The organism is Pseudomonas sp. ADAK18 (genome assembly GCF_012935695.1).
Taxonomy (GTDB): Bacteria; Pseudomonadota; Gammaproteobacteria; order Pseudomonadales; family Pseudomonadaceae; genus Aquipseudomonas.
Genome location: NZ_CP052859.1, coordinates 543341 through 567422 on the forward strand (window position 1 = coordinate 543341; position 24082 = coordinate 567422).

The 24082-nt window shown below is 58.5% G+C and carries 21 protein-coding genes; 20 read left to right on the forward strand and 1 reads right to left on the reverse strand.

Going from position 1 to position 24082, the window contains the following annotated elements:
- Positions 1-3 precede the first annotated feature (3 nt).
- From bamA to ispD, 15 genes are all read left to right on the forward strand, one after another.
- Entirely contained in the window at positions 4-2394 is a 2391-nt protein-coding gene (gene bamA, locus HKK55_RS02425; RefSeq protein ID WP_169353200.1) for an outer membrane protein assembly factor BamA, read from the forward strand.
- A 45-nt stretch (positions 2395-2439) separates the two neighbouring features.
- Positions 2440-2943 (forward strand): OmpH family outer membrane protein, encoded by a 504-nt coding sequence (locus HKK55_RS02430; protein ID WP_003219314.1) that lies wholly within the window; start codon positions 2440-2442, stop codon positions 2941-2943.
- 3 nt (positions 2944-2946) lie between these two features.
- Complete coding sequence (gene lpxD / locus HKK55_RS02435) at positions 2947-4002, forward strand: UDP-3-O-(3-hydroxymyristoyl)glucosamine N-acyltransferase (protein WP_169353201.1); 1056 nt, start codon at positions 2947-2949, stop codon at positions 4000-4002.
- 110 nt (positions 4003-4112) lie between these two features.
- Positions 4113-4553, forward strand: coding sequence for a 3-hydroxyacyl-ACP dehydratase FabZ (gene fabZ / locus HKK55_RS02440; RefSeq protein WP_169353202.1), 441 nt, complete (start codon positions 4113-4115; stop codon positions 4551-4553).
- Positions 4550-5326, forward strand: a complete 777-nt coding sequence (gene lpxA / locus HKK55_RS02445; RefSeq protein WP_169353203.1) for an acyl-ACP--UDP-N-acetylglucosamine O-acyltransferase — start codon at positions 4550-4552, stop codon at positions 5324-5326. The genes fabZ and lpxA overlap by 4 nt, the downstream gene beginning before the upstream one ends.
- 2 nt (positions 5327-5328) lie before the next feature.
- Complete coding sequence (lpxB, locus tag HKK55_RS02450; protein WP_169353204.1) at positions 5329-6468, forward strand: lipid-A-disaccharide synthase; 1140 nt, start codon at positions 5329-5331, stop codon at positions 6466-6468.
- Positions 6465-7097 (forward strand): ribonuclease HII, encoded by a 633-nt coding sequence (gene rnhB / locus HKK55_RS02455; protein ID WP_169353205.1) that lies wholly within the window; start codon positions 6465-6467, stop codon positions 7095-7097. The genes lpxB and rnhB overlap by 4 nt, the downstream gene beginning before the upstream one ends.
- A gap of 75 nt (positions 7098-7172) precedes the next feature.
- Positions 7173-10694: a DNA polymerase III subunit alpha gene (gene dnaE / locus HKK55_RS02460; protein WP_169353206.1), complete on the forward strand. Its 3522-nt coding sequence runs from the start codon at positions 7173-7175 to the stop codon at positions 10692-10694.
- 138 nt (positions 10695-10832) lie between these two features.
- The gene (locus tag HKK55_RS02465; RefSeq protein WP_169353207.1) at positions 10833-11780 is read left to right on the forward strand and encodes an acetyl-CoA carboxylase carboxyltransferase subunit alpha; all 948 of its coding nucleotides are present in this window, start codon (positions 10833-10835) and stop codon (positions 11778-11780) included.
- Positions 11781-11969: 189 nt separating this feature from the next.
- The gene (gene tilS, locus HKK55_RS02470; protein ID WP_169353208.1) at positions 11970-13289 is read left to right on the forward strand and encodes a tRNA lysidine(34) synthetase TilS; all 1320 of its coding nucleotides are present in this window, start codon (positions 11970-11972) and stop codon (positions 13287-13289) included.
- 273 nt (positions 13290-13562) lie between these two features.
- The gene (locus HKK55_RS02475; RefSeq protein WP_169353209.1) at positions 13563-15194 is read left to right on the forward strand and encodes a CTP synthase; all 1632 of its coding nucleotides are present in this window, start codon (positions 13563-13565) and stop codon (positions 15192-15194) included.
- 5 nt (positions 15195-15199) lie between these two features.
- Positions 15200-16045: a 3-deoxy-8-phosphooctulonate synthase gene (gene kdsA / locus HKK55_RS02480; RefSeq protein WP_169353210.1), complete on the forward strand. Its 846-nt coding sequence runs from the start codon at positions 15200-15202 to the stop codon at positions 16043-16045.
- Positions 16046-16202: 157 nt separating this feature from the next.
- Positions 16203-17492: a phosphopyruvate hydratase gene (eno, locus tag HKK55_RS02485; RefSeq protein WP_169353211.1), complete on the forward strand. Its 1290-nt coding sequence runs from the start codon at positions 16203-16205 to the stop codon at positions 17490-17492.
- A gap of 172 nt (positions 17493-17664) precedes the next feature.
- Positions 17665-17943, forward strand: a complete 279-nt coding sequence (gene ftsB, locus HKK55_RS02490; RefSeq protein ID WP_169353212.1) for a cell division protein FtsB — start codon at positions 17665-17667, stop codon at positions 17941-17943.
- Positions 17940-18647: a 2-C-methyl-D-erythritol 4-phosphate cytidylyltransferase gene (gene ispD / locus HKK55_RS02495; protein WP_169353213.1), complete on the forward strand. Its 708-nt coding sequence runs from the start codon at positions 17940-17942 to the stop codon at positions 18645-18647. The genes ftsB and ispD overlap by 4 nt, the downstream gene beginning before the upstream one ends.
- A gap of 105 nt (positions 18648-18752) precedes the next feature.
- On the opposite strand, the gene HKK55_RS02500 is transcribed toward ispD, so the two are convergent.
- Positions 18753-19649 carry a LysR substrate-binding domain-containing protein gene (locus tag HKK55_RS02500; RefSeq protein WP_169353214.1) on the reverse strand — a complete coding sequence of 299 codons (897 nt, stop codon included), beginning with the start codon at positions 19647-19649 and terminating at the stop codon, positions 18753-18755.
- 108 nt (positions 19650-19757) lie between these two features.
- Between HKK55_RS02500 and HKK55_RS02505 the strand changes: the two genes are divergently transcribed.
- The 5 genes from HKK55_RS02505 to surE are packed head-to-tail and all read left to right on the forward strand — an operon-like array spanning position 19758 to position 24044.
- The gene (locus HKK55_RS02505) at positions 19758-20870 is read left to right on the forward strand and encodes an S-(hydroxymethyl)glutathione dehydrogenase/class III alcohol dehydrogenase (RefSeq protein WP_169353215.1); all 1113 of its coding nucleotides are present in this window, start codon (positions 19758-19760) and stop codon (positions 20868-20870) included.
- Between the two features lie 8 nt (positions 20871-20878).
- A complete protein-coding gene (gene fghA / locus HKK55_RS02510; RefSeq protein WP_169353216.1) occupies positions 20879-21724 on the forward strand; it encodes an S-formylglutathione hydrolase in 846 nt (281 codons plus the stop codon).
- 54 nt (positions 21725-21778) lie between these two features.
- Positions 21779-22252, forward strand: a complete 474-nt coding sequence (ispF, locus tag HKK55_RS02515; protein ID WP_169353217.1) for a 2-C-methyl-D-erythritol 2,4-cyclodiphosphate synthase — start codon at positions 21779-21781, stop codon at positions 22250-22252.
- Positions 22249-23307 carry a tRNA pseudouridine(13) synthase TruD gene (gene truD, locus HKK55_RS02520; RefSeq protein ID WP_169353218.1) on the forward strand — a complete coding sequence of 353 codons (1059 nt, stop codon included), beginning with the start codon at positions 22249-22251 and terminating at the stop codon, positions 23305-23307. The genes ispF and truD overlap by 4 nt, the downstream gene beginning before the upstream one ends.
- Positions 23295-24044 (forward strand): 5'/3'-nucleotidase SurE, encoded by a 750-nt coding sequence (gene surE, locus HKK55_RS02525; RefSeq protein WP_169353219.1) that lies wholly within the window; start codon positions 23295-23297, stop codon positions 24042-24044. The genes truD and surE overlap by 13 nt, the downstream gene beginning before the upstream one ends.
- Positions 24045-24082: the final 38 nt, after the last annotated feature.

Below are 24082 nucleotides of genomic sequence, written 5' to 3' on the forward strand. Positions count from 1 at the left end.
TTCATGAAACGTCTGCTGCTAACTGCGGTTCTCACCGTATTGATGATCGCCGAAGTTCACGCCGAGTCCTTCACCATCTCCGATATTCGCGTCAACGGCCTCCAGCGGGTTTCCGCGGGTAGCGTCTTTGGTGCCTTGCCGTTGAACGTCGGAGAACAGGCTGATGACCGTCGCCTGGTGGAATCCACTCGTGCGCTGTTCAAAACCGGTTTCTTTCAAGACATCCAACTGGGTCGCGAAGGTAACGTCCTCGTTATCACCGTGGTCGAGCGACCTTCTGTCGCCAGTATCGAGATCGAAGGCAACAAGGCGATCTCCACTGAAGACTTGATGAAAGGCCTCAAGCAATCCGGCCTTGCCGAAGGCGAGATCTTCCAGCGTGCCACCCTCGAAGGCGTGCGTAACGAACTGCAACGCCAGTATGTTGCCCAAGGTCGTTATTCCGCTTCCGTGGAAACCGAAGTGGTGCCGCAGCCGCGTAACCGTGTCGGCCTGAAGGTCAAGATCAATGAAGGGACCGTGGCGGCCATCCAGCACATCAACGTGGTGGGTAACACCAAGTTTGCTGACGAAGACCTGATCGACCTGTTCGAACTCAAGACCACCAACTGGCTGTCGTTCTTCAAGAACGACGACAAGTACGCCCGTGAAAAACTCTCCGGTGACCTGGAGCGTCTGCGCTCCTACTATCTGGACCGTGGCTATATCAACATGGATATCGCTTCGACCCAGGTGTCTATCACCCCGGACAAGAAGCACGTCTATATCACCGTCAACGTCAACGAAGGCGAGAAGTACCGCGTTCGTGACGTCAAGCTCAGCGGCGACTTGAAAGTGCCTGAAGACCAGGTCAAGTCCCTGCTGCTGGTGCAGAAAGACCAGGTGTTCTCGCGCAAACTGATGACCACCACGTCCGAACTGATCACCCGCCGCCTGGGTAACGAGGGTTACACCTTCGCCAACGTCAACGGCGTGCCTACCCCGCACGATGATGACCACACCGTGGACATCACCTTTGTCGTCGACCCAGGCAAGCGCGCCTACGTAAACCGCATCAACTTCCGTGGCAACACCAAGTCTGCGGACGAAGTGCTGCGTCGTGAGATGCGTCAGATGGAAGGCGGTTGGGCCTCGACTTACCTGATCGACCAGTCCAAGACCCGTCTTGAGCGCCTGGGCTTCTTCAAGGAAGTCAACGTCGAAACCCCGGCAGTACCGGGTGTGGATGACCAGGTTGACGTGAACTATGCCGTGGAAGAACAGGCTTCCGGTTCGATCACCGCCAGCGTCGGCTTCGCCCAGAGCGCTGGTCTGATCCTTGGTGGCTCGATCACCCAGAACAACTTCCTGGGTACCGGTAACAAGGTCAGCATTGGCTTGACCCGAAGCGAATACCAGAGCCGCTATAACTTCGGTTATGTCGACCCCTACTGGACAGCTGACGGCGTGAGCCTGGGCTACAACGCCTTCTATCGCACCACCGACTACAAAGACCTCGATGTCGACGTAGCAAGCTATGCAATCGACAGCCTGGGTGCAGGCGTCAACATCGGTTACCCAATCAGTGAAACCTCGCGTCTGACCTTCGGTCTGACCGCGCAACAGGACAAGATCAAGACCGGTGTCTACACCGTGGATGAGATCTTCGACTTTGTACGTAAAGAAGGTGATCAATTCCTGAACTTCAAGGCCTCGGCCGGTTGGTCGGAATCGACCTTGAACAAAGGGGTCATGGCAACACGTGGTCACTCCCAGAGTTTGACTCTGGAAGCCACTACCCCAGGTAGTGACCTGTCGTTCTTCAAGCTCGATTACCGTGGCCAGGTGTTCGCGCCTCTGACTGAAAACTACACCATGCGATTCCATACAGAATTGGGCTACGGCGATGGTTATGGTTCGACCAGTGGTCTACCGTTCTACGAGAACTACTACGCGGGTGGTTTCAACTCGGTACGTGGTTTCAAGGACAGCACACTGGGTCCACGTGGTACGCCTAGTCGTGGCCAGGCAGTTACCGGTAACGTTGGGACGCAGCTGGATACTGATGACAAGCCGCTCCCATTCGGTGGTAACGTGCTGATTCAAGGTGGTGCGGAAATTCTGTTCCCATTGCCGTTCATCAAGGATCAGCGTTCCCTGCGGACTTCGCTTTTCTGGGATGTGGGTAATGTGTTCGACTCCAAGTGCGAGCAGGTCAGTAACCCAGCGCCTGGTTCAAAGTCCAACACCCAGTGCAACGACGTCAGTTTCAGCAACCTGGCCAGCTCTGTTGGTGTAGGTGTGACCTGGGTTACCGCCTTGGGTCCATTGAGCTTTGCTCTGGCCATGCCGGTGAAGAAACCGGATAACGCTGAAACCCAGATCTTCCAATTCTCCCTCGGCCAGACTTTCTAAGAGTCTGACCCAAGATAACGACAACGGATTCTGTAGGAGTGCATCGTGCGTAAGTTGACTCAATTGGTTCTCCTGGCGACTGTCCTGGTAGCGACCCCGGCCTTTGCCGAAATGAAAATCGCCGTCCTGAACTATCAGATGGCCCTGCTGGAATCCGATGCGGCCAAGAAGTACGCCGTGGATGCCGAGAAGAAATTCGGTCCGCAATTGACCAAACTCAAGACTTTGGAAAGCAGTGCCAAGGGTATCCAGGATCGTCTGGTTGCCGGTGGTGACAAGATGCAGCAGGGCGAGCGCGAGCGTCTGGAGCTTGAATTCAAGCAAAAGGCTCGTGACTACCAGTTCCAGTCAAAGGAGCTGAACGAAGCCAAGGCTGTTGCCGACCGTGAAATGCTCAAGCAGCTCAAGCCGAAACTCGACAGCGCTGTGGAAGAAGTCATCAAGAAAGGTGCCTTTGACCTGGTCTTCGAGCGTGGCGCTGTGATTGACGTCAAACCTCAGTACGACATCACCCGTCAGGTGATCGAGCGCATGAATCAGCTGAAGTAAGCCATGACCGCGACTATCAAACTCGGCCAATTGGCCGAGTTCCTGGGAGCTACCTTGCGTGGTTCTCCAGAGAAAGAAATCACTGGGCTAGCCACCTTGCAGGAGGCTGGCCCAGCTCAGTTGAGCTTTCTGGCAAATCCCCAATACCGTAAATTCCTAGGCGACAGCCAGGCCGCAGCTATATTGCTGAAGGCCGCTGATGCTGAGGGGTTTGCAGGGGATGCATTGATCGTAGCTAACCCGTACCTGTCTTATGCGCGGGTATCGCACCTGTTTGATCCAAAACCCAAGGCGCCGGCCGGGATTCATCCCTCGGCGGTGATCGCTGATGACGCGCAGGTTGATCCGGCCGCGAGCATTGGCGCTTTTGTGGTGATCGAGAGTGGCGCGCGTATTGCTGCTGGCGTGACGGTAGGCGCTCACTGCTTTATTGGTGCTCGCAGCGAAATCGGTGCAGGCGGCTGGCTCGCGCCTCGCGTGACCCTGTACCACGATGTGCGTATTGGCGAACGTGTGGTGATTCAGTCCGGTGCCGTGATTGGTGGTGAAGGCTTCGGCTTTGCCACCGAGAAGGGCATCTGGCACAAGATTGCCCAGGTCGGTGGCGTACTGATTGGCGATGATGTGGAAATTGGCGTCAACACGGCTGTTGATCGCGGTGCTTTGGCCGATACCGTCATCGGCAATGGTGTGAAGCTGGACAACCAGATTCAGATCGCCCACAACGTGCAGATTGGTGATCACACCGCCATGGCTGCCTGCGTGGGGATCTCCGGCAGTACCAAGATCGGCAAGCACTGCATGCTTGCGGGTGGTGTTGGCCTAGTGGGTCATATCGAAATTTGCGACAACGTATTCATCACTGGGATGACCATGGTGACCCATTCGATTACCGAACCTGGGTCCTATTCTTCCGGTACGGCCATGCAACCTGCGGCCGAATGGCGCAAGAGCGCGGCTCGTCTGAGGCAACTCGACGATATCGCTCGACGCCTGAAACATCTGGAAAAGCGTGTTGGGGACGTGACCCCTGGCGGTAATGCTTCATCAGATGGCTGATACCATTTCCATATCAAGTGTGCACAGCCGCTAGACTGCCTCCTTGATTTGCTAGAGGAGCGTGCCTTAGTCCGCGCGCTCCCAATCTTTATTACAGGCTTCCCCCCGAAATGATGGACATCAACGAGATTCGCGAATACCTGCCTCACCGTTACCCGTTCCTGCTGGTGGACCGTGTAGTGGAACTGAATGTTGAGGAAAAGCGCATTCGTGCCTACAAGAATGTCAGCATCAACGAACCGTTCTTCAATGGTCACTTCCCTGCGCATCCAATCATGCCGGGCGTGTTGATCATTGAGGCAATGGCCCAGGCTGCCGGTATCCTTGGTTTCAAAATGCTCGACCTGAAGCCTGCCGATGGAACGCTTTACTATTTCGTGGGCTCCGACAAGCTGCGTTTCCGAAACCCGGTGACCCCAGGTGACCAGTTGATTCTGGAAGCCAGGTTCGTGAGCTGTAAGCGCCAGATCTGGAAATTCGAATGCCAGGCTTCGGTCGATGGCAAACCTGTGTGCTCCGCTGAAATCATCTGCGCGGAACGCAAACTATGAGTTTGATTGACCCTCGCGCAATCATCGATCCGACGGCCATTCTGGCCGCCGACGTCGAGGTTGGCCCATGGTCGATCATTGGTGCTGGTGTGGAAATCGGCGAGGGAACAGTCATCGGGCCGCACGTGATCCTCAAAGGCCCGACGCGGATTGGCAAACACAATCGCATCTACCAGTTTTCCTCGGTGGGCGAAGACACTCCTGACATGAAGTACAAAGGCGAAGAGACACGCTTGGTAATCGGTGATCACAACATCATCCGTGAAGGCGTGACTATTCATCGCGGTACGGTCCAGGATCGCGCCGAAACCACGCTAGGTGACCACAACCTGGTGATGGCCTACGCCCATATCGGGCATGACAGCGTGATCGGCAACCATTGCATTCTGGTCAACAACACCGCGTTGGCCGGCCATGTGCATGTTGATGACTGGGCGATTCTGTCCGGCTTCACTCTGGTTCACCAGTACTGCCATATTGGTGCCCACAGCTTTTCCGGCATGGGCACCGCGATTGGCAAGGACGTTCCGGCATTCGTCACGGTATTCGGCAACCCTGCGGAAGCTCGCAGCATGAACTTTGAGGGCATGCGCCGTCGTGGCTTCAGTGAGGACGCGATTCACGCCCTGCGCCGCGCCTATAAAGTGGTTTATCGCCAGGGGCTGACAGTCGAGCAGGCCTTGGCCGAGTTGACAGAGCCGGCGTTGTTGTACCCGGAGGTCGCGGTGTTTCGTGACTCCATCCAGTCTTCGACTCGCGGCATCACTCGCTAACCATGGCCAAGTTGCGTATTGCGTTGGTGGCTGGAGAAGCTTCCGGCGATATCCTGGGTGCGGGTCTGATGCGAGCACTCAAGGTTCAGCATCCGGCTGTCGAGTTTATCGGAGTGGGAGGCCCTCTGATGCAGGCCGAAGGCCTGACTTCCTACTTCCCCATGGAACGCCTATCGGTCATGGGGTTGGTGGAGGTGCTGGGGCGCTTGCGCGAGCTGCTGGCTCGCCGCAAAAAGTTGATCCAGACCCTGATCGAAGAAAAGCCCGACGTCTTTATCGGAATCGACGCTCCGGACTTCACGCTTAATATCGAACTAAAGCTGCGTCAGGCCGGGATCAAGACTGTGCATTACGTCAGCCCGTCCGTCTGGGCGTGGCGGCAGAAGCGTGTGCTGAAGATCCGCGAAGGCTGCGACCTGATGTTGACCCTGCTGCCATTCGAGGCCAAGTTCTACGAAGAGAAGGGCGTGCCGGTGCGGTTTGTCGGCCATACCTTGGCTGACACCATTGCGCTGCAAGCTGATCGTGCCGCCGCTCGCGCCGAGCTGGGGTTGCCTGACGGTCCTCTGGTGGCGCTGATGCCAGGCAGTCGTGGTGGCGAAGTCGGTCGTCTCGGCGCGTTGTTCTTCGATGCCGCCGAGCGTCTGCAGGTTTTGAAGCCTGGTGTGCGCTTCGTGCTGCCATGTGCCAGCCCTCAGCGTCGTGCACAAATCGAGGCGTTACTGGTGGGGCGTAATCTGCCGTTGACCCTGCTCGACGGTGGTTCACACCTGGCTTTGGCGGCTTGCGATGCGGTGCTGATTGCTTCCGGTACGGCGACCCTTGAGGCCTTGCTCTACAAGCGCCCGATGGTCGTAGCCTATCGCCTGGCGCCACTGACCTATTGGATTCTCAAGCGTATGGTCAAAAGCCCTTACATCTCCTTGCCCAATTTGTTGGCCCAGCGTCTATTGGTGCCTGAGTTGCTGCAGGGTGATGCAACGCCGGATGCCCTGGCGCAGACGTTGCTCCCCTTGATTGAAGGCGGAGAAGAACAAACTCGTGGTTTTGACGAAATTCACCGGACCTTACGCCGCGATGCGTCGAACCAGGCCGCCGATGCGGTCCTGAGCTTGATTGGCCAAAAACAGGAAGCCCTATGAAGACGCAAATGGGCCTGGATTTCAGCCTGGTCGCCGAAGCTCATGAACTGGTTGCCGGTGTTGACGAAGTCGGTCGCGGTCCGCTTTGTGGGGCTGTCGTCACGGCAGCGGTGATTCTCGACCCGAGCCGCCCGATTCTCGGCCTCAACGATTCGAAGAAACTCACCGAAGCCCGCCGTGAAAAGCTCTTTGACGAGATCTGCGAGAAGGCTCTGAGCTGGCACATCGCCCGAGCCGAAGTCGAAGAAATCGACGAGTTGAACATTCTTCATGCCACCATGCTGGCTATGCAGCGCGCCGTAGAGGGCCTGCACATCACCCCCAAAATGGCGATGATCGACGGCAACCGTTGCCCGAAATTGGCAATGCCGTCTGAAGCCGTGGTCAAGGGCGATAGCAAGGTCCCGGCGATCGCTGCTGCGTCGATTCTGGCCAAGGTCAGCCGCGACCGTGAAATGGCCGCTTTTGAATTGATCTACCCCGGTTACGGCATCGGCGGGCATAAGGGCTATCCAACGCCCGTTCATCTGGAAGCCTTGGCTCGACTGGGCCCGACCCCGATTCATCGCCGCTCGTTTGCCCCGGTACGTCTGGCTTACGAGGTGCGGGAGAGTCTCAGCGAGGTTTAGTCGCGAGGCTGATGTTTTTGCCAAGGCCCGGTACAATCCGGGCCTTGTTGTCTCCACGTATTGAACAGGATCACTATGCCGGCTTCATTCGTTCATCTGCGCCTGCACACTGAATACTCCTTGGTCGACGGCCTGGTACGGATCAAACCGCTGGTCAAAACCCTGGTGGGCATGAATATGCCGGCCGTGGCGGTTACCGATCAGAACAACATGTGTTCCCTGGTCAAGTTCTACAAGGCTGCGATGGGTGCCGGTATCAAGCCGATCTGCGGTGCCGACCTGTGGCTGTCGAACAAAGACCCGGATAACCCTCTGAGTCGCATCAGCCTACTGGCGATGAACGCGGTCGGTTATCGCAACCTCACCGAGCTGATTTCCCGTGGCTTTATTGATGGCCAGCGCAATGGCTCGATCATCATCGAGCGCGAATGGGTGGCCGAAGCCAGCGAAGGGCTGATCATGCTCTCGGCAGCCAAGGAAGGTGAAATCGGCATTGCGCTGTTGGGCGGCAATCCTCACGAGGCTGAAGTTCTAGCCCGTGAGTGGATGGACGTCTTCCCCGACCGCTTCTACCTGGAAATCCAGCGCACCAATCGTCCCAATGACGAAGAGCAGTTGCACGCAGCAGTGGCCTTGGCTGAGAAGCTGGGCGCTCCGTTGGTTGCGACCAACGACGTGCGCTTTATCAAGCGTGAGGACTTCGAGGCCCACGAAACCCGTGTGTGCATTGGTGAAGGCCGGGCCCTTGATGATCCGCGCCGCTCGAAGAACTACAGCGAAGAGCAATACCTCAAGACCGCCGAGGAAATGGCCGAGCTGTTCAGTGACTTGCCCGAGGCGTTGGAAAACACCGTCGAAATCGCCAAGCGCTGCAACATTGAAGTGAAGCTGGGCAAGCACTTCCTGCCCAACTTCCCGATTCCCGATGGCATGACCATCGATGAGTATTTCCGCAAAGTTTCTTTCGATGGTCTGGAAGAGCGTCTGAGCGTTCTGCTGCCCAAGGACACCACTGAAGATTACGAGGCTAAGCGCCAGGTCTATGTCGATCGGCTGAATTTCGAGCTGGATATCATTATCCAGATGGGATTCCCCGGTTACTTCCTGATCGTAATGGACTTTATCCAGTGGGCCAAAAGTAACGGTGTACCGGTGGGACCTGGGCGGGGGTCGGGCGCCGGGTCGCTGGTGGCCTATGTGCAGAAGATCACTGACCTCGACCCGTTGGAATATGACCTGCTGTTCGAACGGTTCCTGAACCCGGAACGGGTATCGATGCCCGACTTCGACGTCGACTTCTGCATGGACGGTCGCGACCGAGTCATTGAGTATGTGGCTGAGAAGTACGGCCGCAACGCCGTAAGCCAGATCATCACCTTTGGTTCCATGGCGGCGAAAGCGGTAATCCGCGACGTGGCCCGGGTTCAGGGCAAGTCCTACGGCCTGGCTGACCGTTTGTCGAAGATGATTCCCTTCGAAGTTGGCATGACCCTGGAAAAAGCCTACGAGCAGGAAGAGATCCTGCGGGACTTCATCAAGGTTGATGAAGAAGCGGCCGAAATCTGGGACATGGCCCGCAAGCTTGAAGGTGTGGTGCGTAACGTTGGTAAGCACGCCGGTGGCGTGGTGATCGCACCGACCAAGCTGACCGACTTTTCGCCGATCTACTGCGACGAGGAAGGTGGCGGTCTGGTAACCCAGTTCGACAAGGACGACGTGGAGGCGGCCGGTCTGGTGAAGTTCGACTTCCTCGGCCTGCGAACCCTGACGATCATCGACTGGGCGCTGAAGACCATCAACCGCGAGCGTGCCAAGGTTGATGAGGCGCCGCTGGACATCGCCTTTATCCCGCTGGACGACAAACCGACGTACCAGTTGCTGCAAAAAGCCGAAACCACGGCCGTATTCCAGCTTGAGTCGCGCGGTATGAAAGAGCTGATCAAAAAGCTCAAGCCTGACTGCCTGGAAGACTTGATCGCACTGGTGGCCCTGTTCCGTCCGGGCCCGCTGCAATCGGGCATGGTGGATGACTTCATCAACCGTAAGCACGGTCGCGCCGAACTGGCTTACCCGCACTCCGATTACCAGTACGAAGGCCTCAAGCCGGTACTGGCGCCGACCTACGGCATCATTCTGTATCAGGAACAGGTGATGCAGATTGCCCAGGTCATGGCCGGTTACACCCTGGGTGGCGCGGACATGCTGCGTCGGGCCATGGGTAAGAAAAAACCCGAGGAAATGGCCAAGCAGCGTGGCGGTTTCATCGAAGGTTGCGCCACGAACAATATCGACGCCGACCTGGCGGGTAACATCTTCGACCTGGTGGAGAAGTTCGCCGGTTACGGGTTCAACAAATCCCACTCCGCCGCCTACGGCTTGGTGTCATACCAGACCGCTTGGTTGAAAGCCCACTACCCGGCGCCATTCATGGCCGCGGTACTGTCGGCGGATATGCACAACACCGACAAGGTCGTGACCTTGATCGAAGAAGTGCGGACCATGAAACTGCGCCTCGACGCGCCGGACGTGAACACTTCGGAGTTCAAGTTCACGGTGAACGACGAAGGTCGCATCATTTATGGCCTCGGCGCGATCAAGGGCGTGGGCGAAGGCCCGGTGGAGGCGATTACCGAAGCGCGTCAGGACGGACCGTTCCAGGACCTGTTTGACTTCTGCGCCCGGGTTGACCTCAAACGCATCAACAAACGCACCCTCGATGGCTTGATCCGCAGTGGCGCCCTGGATCGTCTGGGGCCGTATTTCCATGATGAGCCGAAGGCTTACCAGGCCAATATCGACCGTAACCGTGCGGTGTTGCTGACGGCCATGGAAGAAGCGATCAAGGCGGCGGAGCAAACCGCTCGCACCCATGACAGCGGCCACGCCGACCTGTTTGGTGGTTTGTTCGTCGAAGAGGACGCGGATGTCTACGCCAATCACCGCAAGGCCAAGGAGCTGACCCTCAAGGAGCGCCTCAAAGGCGAGAAAGATACCCTGGGCCTGTACCTCACCGGTCACCCGATTGACGAGTACGAAGGGGAAATCCGTCGTTTTGCCCGTCAACGCATCATCGACCTGAAGCCGGCGCGGGATACCCAGACCGTCGCGGGCATGATCATCGCCCTGCGGGTCATGAAGAACAAAAAGGGCGATAAGATGGGCTTTATCACCCTCGACGATCGCTCCGGCCGCATTGAAGCCTCGCTGTTTGCTGACGCGTTCCATTCCGCCCAGTCGCTGTTGCAGACCGATGCCATGGTGGTGGTGGAAGGGGAGGTCAGCAACGATGACTTCTCCGGTGGCTTGCGTTTGCGGATCAAGCGGGTGATGAGCATGGAAGATGCGCGCACCAACCTGGCGGAAAGCCTGCGCCTGAAAGTGCGCACTGAAGCGCTGAAAGGCGATCAGCTACGCTGGTTGGGGGATCTGCTCAAGCGCCATCGTGGTGCGTGCCCGGTGACCATGGAGTACACCGGCAACGATGCCAAGGCCATGCTGCAGTTCGGCGAGACCTGGCGCATTGACCCGGCGGATGGCTTGATTCAAGCATTGCGTGACCAGTTCGGGCGTGACAACGTCTTCCTCCAATACCGTTGACGGTCAGGTGCATGGACAATGCCCTGATCTCGACTAAACATTTAATCTCGACCTTGACGCGCCTCTCCCTTAAGGTGGGCGCGAATAGACAACCGGCTGGCCAGGCACCCCTTGGCCGTCGACCCAAGACGGACGCTTATGAACCCGAATTTTCTTGATTTCGAACAGCCGATTGCTGACCTGCAAGCCAAGATCGAAGAGCTGCGCCTGGTCGGCAATGACAATTCGCTGAACATCGGCGATGAAATCTCCCGCCTGCAAGACAAGAGCAAGACGCTGACCGAGGACATCTTCGGCAAGCTGACCAGTTGGCAGATCGCGCGCCTGGCCCGCCATCCGCGCCGTCCGTACACCCTGGACTACATCCAGCACATCTTCACCGAGTTCGACGAGCTGCACGGCGACCGTCACTTCTCCGATGACGCTGCCATCGTTGGTGGTATTGCTCGTCTGGATGACCAGCCAGTGATGATCATCGGTCACCAGAAAGGCCGCGAAGTGCGTGAGAAGGTCCGCCGCAACTTCGGCATGCCTCGTCCGGAAGGCTACCGCAAGGCCTGCCGCCTGATGGAAATGGCCGAGCGCTTCAAGATGCCGATCCTGACCTTCATCGACACTCCCGGTGCATACCCGGGTATCGATGCTGAGGAACGTAACCAGAGCGAAGCGATTGCCTGGAACCTGCGGGTCATGTCGCGCCTGAAAACCCCGATCATTGCCACCGTGATCGGTGAAGGTGGTTCCGGCGGTGCATTGGCCATCGGCGTTTGCGACCAACTGAACATGCTGCAGTATTCGACCTACGCGGTGATTTCGCCGGAAGGTTGCGCCTCGATCCTGTGGAAAACCGCCGAGAAGGCCCCGGATGCAGCCGAAGCGATGGGTATCACCGCTGATCGCCTGAAAGGCCTGGGTATCGTTGACAAAGTGATCGCCGAGCCACTGGGCGGCGCCCATCGTGACCCGGCTGCCGCTGCTGCGACCATTCGAGCAGAACTCAGCTCACAACTGGCGATGCTCAAGAAGTTCGACAACGATGCGCTGCTGGCTCGTCGTTATGAGCGTCTGATGAGCTACGGTCTCTAAGTCGACGCAGTACTAAATGTGGGAGCGGCGGTGCGACGATTCGACTTGCTCGCGAAAGCGTGGTGTCAGTCACTGAAATATTGACTGATATACCGTGTTCGCGAGCAAGTCGAATCGTCGCACCGCCGCTCCCACATTTGCTTTGTGTATGCTGAGTTATCGCATTCCAGATTGATGGCGTACTTTGCTATGAAGCCCACCTTAACCGCCAAACTTCTGCAAACCCTCGCCCCGTGGCACAATGCCCCTGCCTGGCATATCGCCTTTTCCGGCGGCCTCGACTCCACCGTCCTGCTGCACCTTCTGGCTACTCAGGCCAAAACTGACAAACTCCCGCCACTCAGCGCTATTCATGTCCATCATGGGCTGCAAGCTGCGGCTGACGCGTGGCCGGCTCATTGCCAGGCCCTGTGCGACGCCTTGGGCGTGCCCCTGCAAGTGATCCGCGTGCAGGTGCCGCCTGGTGCAAGCCCGGAGCGCGCGGCGCGTGAAGCGCGGTATCAGGCATTCACCCGGCTCATCGGGGCAGGGGAGTTGCTGCTCACCGGTCAACACCGTGACGACCAGGCTGAAACCATGTTGTTTCGCTTGTTACGTGGGGCCGGGGTGCGCGGACTTGCCTCCATGCCCAAACAGCGGCCACTGGGCGATGGTTGTCTGTTACGGCCTCTGCTGGATATCTCGCGGGCCGAACTGGAAACCTACGCTCGCGAGCAGCAGCTAGTCTGGATCGAAGATCCTTCCAACGCCGACTCGCGCTTCTCCCGCAATTACCTGCGCCATCATGTGCTCCCCCTGCTGACCGATCGCTGGCCCCAAGCCGTCAGCTCCCTGGCCCGCAGCGCCGAGCACCTGAGTGAAGCCCAAGGCTTGCTAGATGAGTTGGCACAAATGGATCTGCAGGCCGCCAGCCAGTCTTCGGCGTTTCCCTGGCTGCCACTGCCATCCCTGTCCCTTGCAGCGCTCTGTGCGCTCTCTGAAGCGCGTCAACGCAACGCCTTGCGGCACTGGCTGGCACCGCTGACGCGTTTGCCCGACAGCGACCACTGGGTTGGTTGGAACACATTGCGCGATGCCAAGAGCGATGCGCAGCCACTGTGGTGCCTGGCCGACGGCCAATTGCACCGTTGCGGCGGGTATATTTGGTGGTTGCCTGCCAGTTGGTCGGAATTTTTCGACGCTCCCTTGAGCTGGCCACAACCCGAAAACCCACTACAGTTACCCGGCAACGGCCATTTGCATTTCAGCGGCAACCCGCCCGTGGGTTTACTGAGTGTTCGCTACCGTCAGGGCGGCGAAATCATGGAAGTGCCAGGCCGAGGTCGGCGCGACCTTAAGCGTTTGCTTAACGAAAGCGGGTTGCCGGGCTTTGTCCGTGGCAGATTGCCGCTGCTGTATCAGGGCCAGCAATTGCTGGCAGTGCCCAACCTGCCGGGGCTGGCGGCAGACGCCCGTGGTGACTGGCAATTGCATTGGATGCCACCAACCTGCGATCAAGGTTTGAGCTGATAGCGCCTTTCCGGTAGACTACGCTCCCTTCTTGATACAACTTCTGTGGATTCGCCTGAATCGCAGTCGTTGCCGATTACCAAGCAGTCTTTGCTGGGCGATTCCAAAAAATGTGTAGCGATCAACGTACCGGTGTTCCATTGCTGGTCTGTCACAACGCGGCGGTTTTTTTGAAAGGTGCACTGTGATTAATGCAGGTGATCGGGGGCTTCGGCCTTCCTTCGCTTTCCCCGGCGGCTCGGACCGCTTTAACGCAGACTTCTAGGGTTTTTCATGACGCGCTACATATTCGTCACGGGCGGTGTTGTTTCTTCATTGGGGAAAGGCATTGCCTCCGCTTCATTGGCGGCCATCCTGGAGGCGCGGGGACTTAAGGTCACCATGCTCAAGCTGGACCCATACATCAACGTTGACCCGGGCACCATGAGCCCGTTCCAGCACGGTGAAGTGTTCGTCACCCACGACGGCGCAGAAACCGACCTGGACCTGGGCCATTACGAGCGGTTTATCCGCACGACCATGACCCAGAACAACAACTTCACCACCGGCCGTGTCTACGAGCATGTGCTGCGCAAGGAGCGCCGTGGTGACTACCTGGGTGCAACCATCCAGGTGATCCCGCATATCACCGACGAAATCAAGCGTCGGATCATCAAGGGCGCCGGCGATGCCGACGTGGCCATGGTCGAGATCGGTGGCACCGTGGGTGACATCGAATCCCAACCGTTCCTTGAAGCCATCCGTCAGTTGCGCTTCGAAGTCGGCGCCAAGCGCGCGATGCTGATGCACCTGACCCTGGTGCCGTACATCGCCACTGCGGGCGAAACCAAAACCAAGCCTACCCAGCACTCGGTCAAGGAACTGCGTTCCATCGGTCTGCAGCCGGATGTACTGGTGTGCCGTTCGGATCACCCGATCGATATCTCCTCGCGTCGCAAGATCGCCCAGTTCACCAACGTTGAAGAACGTGCGGTGATCGCCCTGGAAGACGCCGACACCATCTACAAGATCCCGGGCATCCTGCATTCCCAGGGCCTGGATGATTTTGTCGTCGAGCGTTTCGGCCTGCAGTGCGGCGGTGCCGATCTGTCCGAGTGGGAAGCCGTGGTCGACGCCAAGCTCAACCCTGAGCATGAAGTCACCATCGCCATGGTCGGCAAGTACATGGAACTGCTGGACGCCTACAAGTCACTGATCGAAGCGATGAGTCACGCCGGCATCAGCAACCGCACCAAGGTCAACCTGCGCTACATCGACTCCGAAGACATCGAGAATCAGGGTACCGCGTTGCTCGAAGGTGTGGACGCGATCCTGGTGCCAGGCGGCTTCGGTCTGCGTGGCGTGGAAGGCAAGATCACTGCTGTTCAGTACGCTCGGGAAAACAAGGTGCCGTACCTGGGCATCTGCCTGGGCATGCAAGTGGCGGTCATCGAGTTCGCCCGTAACGTGATGGGCTGGAAAGACGCCAACTCCACTGAATTCGACCACACCAGCGGTCACCCGGTCGTGGGCCTGATCACCGAGTGGGAAGATGCCACCGGCGCGGTCGAGACCCGTACCGAAACCTCCGACCTGGGCGGCACTATGCGCCTTGGCGCGCAGGATTGCCTGCTGACGCCGGGTTCTCTGGTTCATGACTGCTACGGCAAGGACGTGATCGTCGAGCGTCACCGTCATCGCTATGAAGTGAACAACAACCTGCTGCCGAAAATCATGGAAGCCGGCCTGAAAATCTCCGGTCGTTCCGGTGATGGTGCATTGGTTGAAGTGGTTGAAGCCCCGGATCATCCGTGGTTTGTCGCTTGCCAGTTCCACCCTGAGTTCACCTCGACCCCGCGTGACGGTCACCCGTTGTTCAGCGGCTTCGTCAAAGCTGCACTGACGCAACATCAGAAGAAGGCGTAAACCTGATGGCCCAGAAGATCATTCGCGTAGGCGATATCGAGATTGCCAACGACAAGCCCATGGTGCTGTTTGGCGGCATGAACGTGCTGGAAAGCCGCGACATGGCGATGCAGGTCTGTGAAGAGTACGTCAAGGTGACCGAGAAACTCGGTATCCCTTACGTGTTCAAGGCCAGCTTCGACAAGGCTAACCGTTCGTCCGTGGCCTCCTATCGCGGCCCGGGTCTTGAAGAAGGCATGCGGATCTTCCAGGACATCAAGCAAGCCTTCGGCGTGCCGATCATCACCGACGTCCACGAGCCTGAACAGGCTGCCGTGGTCGCCGAGGTGTGCGACATCATCCAGTTGCCGGCCTTCCTGTCGCGCCAGACCGATCTGGTTGTCGCGATGGCCAAGACCGGTGCGGTGATCAACATCAAGAAAGCCCAGTTCCTCGCACCCCAGGAAATGAAACACATCCTGAGCAAGTGCGTGGAAGCAGGTAACGACCAGTTGATCCTCTGCGAGCGTGGTTCGAGCTTCGGCTACAACAACCTCGTGGTGGACATGCTCGGTTTCGGCATCATGAAACAGTTCGAGTACCCGGTGTTCTTTGACGTGACCCACGCGCTGCAAATGCCCGGTGGTCGCGCAGATTCCGCTGGTGGCCGTCGTGCCCAGGTATTGGACCTGGCCAAGGCCGGCATGAGCCAGTCTCTGGCGGGTCTGTTCCTGGAAGCTCATCCCGATCCGGACAACGCCAAATGCGACGGTCCGTGCGCCCTGCGCCTGGACAAGCTGGAGCCCTTCCTGGCTCAGCTCAAGCAACTGGACGAACTGGTCAAGAGTTTTCCGACGGTAGAGACCGCGTAACAGCGATTTCTCCGGTAAAGTATCCCACGCTTAATGCTCAGGCCCCCGGGCCTGAGCCTTGTCGTCTGCAAGTCTGCCCTGTTGTTCCACCCTTGCGGTCGGTCAAAAAATTTCCTACAGCTGCGTCGTTTTCGTCAACTTTGGAGTGTTTACAACAATGGCAAAAATCGTCGACATCAAAGGTCGTGAAGTTCTCGACTCCCGTGGCAACCCCACCGTCGAAGCCGACGTGCTTCTCGATAACGGCATCATCGGCAGCGCTTGCGCGCCGTCCGGTGCTTCCACCGGTTCCCGTGAAGCACTGGAACTGCGTGATGGCGACAAGAGCCGTTACCTGGGCAAGGGCGTGCTCAAGGCTGTAGCCAACATCAACGGGCCGATCCGTGACCTGCTGCTGGGCAAGGACCCTCTGGACCAGAAAGCCCTCGATCACGCGATGATCAAGCTCGACGGTACCGAAAACAAAGGCAGCCTGGGCGCCAACGCCATCCTCGCTGTGTCCCTGGCGGCTGCCAAGGCTGCTGCTCAGGACCAGGACCTGCCGCTGTACGCGCACATCGCTAACCTGAACGGTACCCCGGGTGTGTACTCGATGCCGGTTCCGATGATGAACATCATCAACGGTGGCGAGCACGCCGATAACAACGTCGACATCCAGGAATTCATGGTGCAGCCGGTTGGCGCCAAGACCTTCTCCGAAGGCCTGCGCATGGGCACCGAAATTTTCCATCACCTCAAAGCTGTGCTGAAGGCCCGTGGCCTGAGCACTGCGGTGGGCGACGAAGGCGGTTTCGCACCGAACCTGGCGTCCAACGAAGATGCACTGAAAGTGATCTCCGAAGCCGTGGCCAACGCTGGCTACAAGCTGGGCACTGACGTGACCTTGGCCCTGGACTGCGCGGCAAGCGAATTCTACGAAGACGGCAAGTACAACCTGTCCGGTGAAGGCCACGTGTTCACCTCCGAAGGTTTTGCCGACTACCTGAAAGGCTTGTGCGAACGCTACCCGATCATCTCCGTTGAAGATGGCCTGGACGAGTCCGACTGGGCCGGCTGGAAAGTCCTTACCGACAAGATCGGCGAGAAAATCCAACTGGTAGGCGACGACCTGTTCGTGACCAATACCAAGATCCTGAAAGAAGGCATCGACAAAAAGATCGCCAACTCGATCCTGATCAAGTTCAACCAGATCGGCACCCTGACCGAAACCCTGGAAGCGATCCAGATGGCCAAGGCTGCTGGTTACACTGCCGTGATCTCCCACCGCTCCGGCGAAACCGAAGATTCGACCATTGCCGACCTGGCCGTGGGCACTTCGGCTGGCCAGATCAAGACCGGCTCCCTGTGCCGCTCCGACCGTGTATCCAAGTACAACCAATTGCTGCGTATCGAAGAGCAACTGGGCGGTAAAGCCAAGTACAACGGTCGTAGCGAGTTTCGTGGCTGAGTAGTTGATGGTAAAAAGACAGCAGGTCGTGTCGGAAAATTTACTTAAAGGTGAATTTTCCCACTAATCTGATGCCTATCAAGCACAAGCCTGGATTTTCCAGGCTTCGTGCTATCAGTTACTCAAAAAGTGTTTGCTTGGCTGTCTTTTTTCACTGGATACCCGATATTCGATGCGCAGTCCCAATTGGTTGTTCCTCGTCTTGCTCTTGCTGCTGGCTGGCCTGCAATACCGCCTATGGGTGGGAAATGGCAGCTTGGCGCAGGTAAAGGACCTGACCCAGCAAATTGCTGACCAGCACGCCGAAAACGAGCGTCTGTTGGAGCGCAACCGCGTGCTCGATGCGGAAGTGCTTGAGTTGAAAAAGGGCACGGAGACCGTTGAAGAGCGGGCTCGTCATGAGCTGGGCATGGTCAAGGAGGGCGAGACCCTCTACCAGTTGGCCCAATGAGCAGCAGCTTGCCGGCCTTCTGGGCCGTGATTCCTGCCGCGGGTGTCGGTGCCCGTATGGCTGCGGACCGTCCCAAGCAATATTTGCAACTGGGCGGGCGCACTATTCTCGAACACAGCCTTGGCTGTTTTCTCGACCATCCTGACCTCAAGGGGTTGGTGGTCAGTCTTGCTATCGATGATCCGTATTGGCCACGCCTGGCGTGTGCTGGCGACCCTCGCATCCAGCGGGTGGACGGCGGCGCGGAGCGTTCCGGCTCGGTGCTCAATGCATTGCTGCACTTGCATGAGCAAGGGGCCAATGATGACGACTGGGTGCTGGTGCATGATGCGGCGCGTCCCAATCTGAGTCGCGATGATTTGGACAAACTGCTGGCGGAACTGGCAGATGACCCGGTAGGTGGCTTGCTGGCGGTGCCGGCCCGGGACACTCTCAAGCGGGTTGACAGGCATGGGCGCGTGGTGGAAACCGTTGATCGCACTCTGATCTGGCAGGCCTACACACCACAGATGTTCCGCTTGGGCGCCTTGCATCGGGCCTTGGCCGACAGCCTGGTGGCCGATGCCGTGATCACTGATGAAGCGTCCGCCATGGAGTGGTCCGGCCAAGCGCCGCGCCTGATTGAAGGGCGCTCGGACAATATCAAGGTGACTCGACCTGAAGATCTCGAGTGGCTCAGGCTGCGCTGGGCTAACCGGTTGTAGCCGCTGCCGAGGTACGAGGCTGCGATGGGCTGCGTAGCGGCCCCTACGGCGGTCCTGCGGACCGCATCGCAGCCTCGTACCTCGGCAGCGGCTACAAAAAATCAATCAACCCCCGTACTCCGGCCGCCCAGCCAAGCCGTCCTTCAGAAAATCCACCAGCTTGCGAACCTTCGGCGACAAATGTCGCTGCTGCGGATACAGCGCCCACACCGCAGTATTCGGCGGTTGATGCGCTTCCAGCAGCGACATCAGCGCCCCGCTGTGAAAATGTTCCAGTACGTAATAATCCGGCAACTGACACAACCCCACTCCTTGCAGCGCCGCATCCAGCACTGCTTGCCCGCTGTTGCAGCGCCAATTTCCCTGCACTCGTTGGGAAAACTCTCGCCCGTCCTGGGCCAGTTGCCAAATATCAGAGCTGCCAATCAGGCAGTTATGCCGACTCAACTCCGACAAGCTATGTGGCCGACCATAGCGCTCAAGGTAGGAAGGCGATGCGCACAGGTACATGCGTCGTGGCGCCAGACGGCTGGCAACCATCCGTGAGTCTTGCAGGCGTCCCAGACGAATCGCCAGGTCCAGGCCTTCGTGGACCAGGTCCAGTTGGCGATTACTCAGCTCGATGTCTACCCGCAGTTGCGGATACAGCCCCATGAAGCGCGTCACCAGCGGCACGATAAAGCGTTCGCCATAGGCCACGGCGCAGGTCATGCGCAGCATGCCCTTGGGTTCGCTGGTGAGATCGCCCACGGCTCGCAACGCCTCCTCGCGGCCGTCCTGTAAGCGTTGGCAGTGCTGGAGGAAGGTCTGGCCTGCTTCGGTCAGTGTCACGCGGCGGGTGCTGCGATAGAGCAGGCGGGTTTGCAGGCGGTCTTCCAGGCGCGCCACTTGGCGGCTGATATGAGATGACGAAACGCCGAGGCGTTCGGCCGCCGCCGTAAATTGACTGCATTCAGCCACGGCGACGAACTCGTCGATGCCTTCCCAGCGGTTCTCCTGCACGGTGATTATCCCTATATGGCAATAAAGTTTTGCTTTTGGCTGGATTATTAATCAATCAGGCATGTTTTACACTGCCGTCCTCAGTTTTTTACTCCATGGAGAAATCGGATGATCAAGTCCCGCGCTGCCGTAGCCTTCGAAGCCAAGAAGCCCCTTGAGATCGTTGAAGTGGATGTCGCTTTGCCGAAGGCCGGCGAAGTGCTGTTGCGGGTCGTTGCTTCCGGCGTGTGCCATACCGATGCCTACACCTTGTCGGGCGCGGATCCGGAAGGCATCTTCCCGTCGATCCTCGGACATGAAGGCGGTGCAGTGGTTGAGGCCATTGGTGAGGGCGTGACCTCGGTAGCCGTTGGTGACCATGTGATCCCGCTGTACACCCCGGAATGCGGCAAGTGCAAATTCTGCCTGTCGGGCAAGACCAACCTGTGCCAGGCCATTCGCGCCACCCAGGGCAAGGGCCTGATGCCGGACGGCACTACGCGTTTCTCCTACAAAGGCCAGCCTATTTTCCACTACATGGGCACCTCGACCTTTTCCGAATACACCGTGCTGCCGGAAATCTCCGTGGCCAAGATTCCTAAAGATGCGCCGCTGGAAAAAGTCTGCCTGCTGGGCTGTGGCGTTACCACCGGGATCGGTGCGGTGATCAACACCGCCAAGGTCAAGCCAGGGGATACCGTGGCCATCTTCGGCCTGGGCGGTATCGGCTTGTCAGCGGTGATCGGTGCGGTGAAGGCCAAGGCTGGCCGAATCATTGCCATCGACATTAACCCGGCCAAATTCGAAATCGCCAAGCAATTGGGTGCAACTGATTGCATCAACCCGAAAGACTACGATCGCCCGATCCAGGACGTGATTGTTGATCTGACCGACGGCGGCGTGGACTTTTCCTTCGAATGCATCGGCAATGTCCAACTAATGCGTGCGGCGCTCGAGTGCTGCCACAAGGGCTGGGGCGAGTCGGTGATCATCGGCGTTGCCGGTGCTGGCCAGGAAATTGCCACCCGTCCGTTTCAACTGGTGACCGGTCGCGTCTGGCGTGGTTCGGCCTTCGGTGGCGTGCGCGGTCGCAGCGAACTGCCAAGCTACGTCGAGATGGCCCAGACCGGCGAAATCCCGCTGGATACCTTCATCACCCACACCATGGGCCTGGAAGATATCAACAAGGCGTTTGACCTGATGCATGAAGGCAAGAGCATTCGTACCGTCATTCACTTCTGAGGTCGGCCATGAGTCTGGAAAACCTGTCCTGCCAGAAAAGCTTCGGCGGCTGGCACAAACGCTATAAACACCATTCTGATGTGCTGGGTTGCGACATGACGTTCGCCGTGTATCTGCCGCCGCAAGCGGAGCAGGGTGGCAAGCTGCCGGTGTTGTACTGGCTGTCGGGACTGACCTGTACCGATGAGAACTTCATGCAAAAGGCTGGTGCCCAGCGTATGGCGGCCGAGTTGGGGTTGATTATTGTTGCGCCGGACACCAGCCCGCGCGGGTCAGGTGTGCCGGGCGACCCTGACGGCGCCTGGGATTTCGGTCTTGGCGCCGGGTTTTATCTGAATGCCACCCAGGAACCCTGGGCCAAGCATTATCGGATGCATGACTACGTTGTGCAGGAATTGCCGGCATTGGTCGAAGCGCATTTCCCTGCGTCAGACAAGCGCGGTATCAGTGGCCACTCCATGGGTGGGCACGGCGCGCTGGTCTGCGCCTTGCGCAACCCTGGGCGTTATCTGTCGGTGTCGGCGTTCTCGCCGATCAACAACCCGATGGATTGCCCGTGGGGGCAGAAGGCGTTTTCCCGTTACCTCGGGGATGAGCGCTCGAAGTGGCGCGAGTGGGACGCTTGCGTGCTGATCAGTGACGCGACGCAAAAGCTGCCGTTGCTGGTGGATCAGGGCGATCGTGACGATTTTCTCGCCGTGCAGCTTAAGCCTGAGGCCCTGATCCAGGCGGCGAAGGCGGCGAACCATCCGCTAGAGCTGCGGCTGCAACCGGGCTATGACCACAGCTACTTCTTTATCGCCAGCTTCATCGAAGACCATTTGCGACATCATGGACGCGCTTTGCTCGGTTAATGTCCGGCAAAAGTAGGTAGAATCACGCCCTGAATTAAATCGGGGCGTTTTTTTATGCGTATTGGCCACGGCTATGATGTTCACCGTTTCGCCGAAGGCGACTTCATTACCCTGGGTGGTGTGCAAATCACCCACCACCACGGGTTGCTGGCTCATTCCGACGGCGACGTTGTCTTGCATGCCTTGAGCGATGCCTTGCTCGGCGCGGCAGCGTTGGGGGATATCGGTAAGCACTTTCCAGATACCGACCCGACCTTCAAGGGGGCGGACAGTCGTGTTCTGCTGCGTCACGTGGTCGGGCTGATCCATGCCAAGGGCTGGAAGGTCGGCAATGTCGACAACACCATCGTGGCCCAGGCGCCGAAAATGGCCCCGCATATCGAATCCATGCGCATGCTGATTGCCGCGGATCTTCAAGTTGAGTTGGATCAAGTGAACGTAAAAGCTACCACCACCGAAAAACTAGGGTTTACCGGTCGCGAAGAGGGCATTGCCGTGCACTCCGTTGCCTTGTTGCTGCGCGCATGAATGATCTGCAACTGCTGGGCCCGCGTGCCTATGGCGATGCCTTGGGCAGTGCTGTACTGAAAGCCACTGCCGAAGATTTCCAGGTGGATGAAGTGCTGGATATCCCGCTGACCGGCGAGGGTGAACACCTGTGGCTGTGGGTGGAAAAGCGCGGCCTGAACACTGAAGAAGCGGCGCGACGTATCGCCAAGGCCGCCGGCGTGCCGTTACGCACGGTCAGCTATGCTGGGCTCAAGGACCGTCAAGCGCTGACTCGCCAGTGGTTCAGCGTGCAGCTACCGGGCAAGGCCGATCCTGACCTGAGCGCCGCAGAAAACGACACCCTGAAGATCCTCAAGATTGCCCGCCACAAGCGCAAGCTGCAGCGGGGTGCGCATTCGGCCAACGGTTTCACCCTGCGACTGACTCAGTTCGCTGGCGACAGCGCGGCCATCGACGCCCGCCTGCAACTGATTGCCAAGCAGGGCATTCCCAATTATTTCGGCGCCCAGCGTTTCGGCCATAACGGCGGCAACGTCGTCGATGCTCGGGAGTGGGCGGCCCGCAAGGCTTTGCCGGAGCAGCGCAATGTGCGTTCGCGCCTGCTGTCCACCGCCCGTAGTTTCCTGTTCAACAAAGTGCTGGCGGCGCGGGTCGCTGATGGTTCATGGCAGCGCGCCCAGGTAGGTGATTTGCTGGCATTCACCGACAGCCGCAGTTTTTTCCCGGCAGGGGAAGCTGAATGCAGCGACCCACGCCTGGCCATCCTGGATTTGCACCCTACGGGCCCGCAGTGGGGCGAGGGCGATTCTCCGGCCTCGGGTGCCACTCAGGCTCTGGAACAGGCGGTCGCGGCCAGTGAAGCGGATCTACGGGATTGGCTGGTCAATGCCGGCATGAGCCAGGAACGTCGCATTCTGCGACTGCCCATCGGCGGGTTGACGTGGCATTATCCCGAGTCTGACATTCTGCAATTGGAATTCGTCCTGCCGGCCGGATGCTTTGCCACTGTATTGGTGCGCGAGCTTGTAGATCTGGTGCCGGTGGGGCAGACGGACAGCCCATGCGTATTCTGATATCTAACGACGACGGGGTCACCGCCCCCGGCCTTGCCGCGCTTTATGCTGCGCTGGCGGATTACGCCGAGTGCGTGGTGGTTGCCCCTGACCAGGACAAAAGTGGCGCCAGCAGTTCGCTGACGCTCGACCGTCCGTTACACCCACAGACTTTGGCCAACGGCTTTATCAGCCTGAACGGCACCCCCACCGACTGTGTACACCTGGCAATTAACAGCCTGTTGGACCAGGAGCCGGATCTTGTGGTGTCCGGTATCAACCTGGGCGCCAATCTGGGGGATGACGTGTTGTACTCCGGTACGGTCGCGGCAGCCCTTGAGGGGCGCTTCCTAGGCCGAACTTCGTTCGCCTTTTCGTTTGCCTCCCGTCAGCTGGGCAACCTGCCGACGGCGGCCTATTTCGCCCGCAAGCTGGTGGAGGCCCATGAATCCCTGGCCTTGCCACCGCGTACGGTGCTCAACGTCAATATTCCCAACTTGCCCCTGGACCACATTCGTGGGATTCAGCTGACGCGTCTGGGCCACCGTGCCCGTGCGGCAGCGCCGCTGAAGGTGGTCGATCCCCGTGGCAAGGAAGGGTATTGGATTGCTGCAGCAGGCGATGCCGAAGACGGCGGGCCGGGCACTGACTTTCATGCGGTGATGCAAGGTTATGTTTCGATTACTCCGTTGCAACTTGATCGCACCTTCAGTGATGCCTTCAGTAGTCTCGATGGCTGGCTGGAGGGGCTGCGCTGATGGCTCGTGAACAAGACGACCTGCTGCGCCGGGGCATC